Genomic DNA, 279 nt, shown 5'->3' on the forward strand with positions numbered 1-279 from the left:
CTGGGAGGTGCCCTTGGAGATGGTGAGCCTGGTATTCAGAGAAGTGCTGTAGTATTTCTTATCCTCCCCATCAATGAGTGCAAGCCACTCCAGGGCCTTCCCTGGGGGCTGACGGTTCCAGCTCACACCCATTTCATTAGTGTTGAGTGAGAACCCAGAGAAGGTGCAGGTCAGTGTGAGGGTCTGTGTGGGTTTCACCAGCGCAGGACCAGACTCCCTCAAGGTGACCTGGGATAAGACCCAGGACGGGACAGTCAGTAGCAGGAGCGTGGAACAAAG

At 55.6% G+C, this 279-nt stretch carries 1 protein-coding gene; it reads right to left on the reverse strand.

Annotation, left to right across the window (positions count from 1 at the left end):
* Nucleotides 1-198: immunoglobulin domain-containing protein (locus LZA78_RS18035; protein ID WP_233678192.1), on the reverse strand; the 198-nt coding region annotated here is incomplete at its 3' end.
* Between the last annotated feature and the right edge of the window lie 81 nt (nucleotides 199-279).

Source organism: Rhodobacter flavimaris, assembly GCF_021378075.1.
GTDB classification, from domain to species: Bacteria; Pseudomonadota; Alphaproteobacteria; order Rhodobacterales; family Rhodobacteraceae; genus Rhodobacter; species Rhodobacter flavimaris.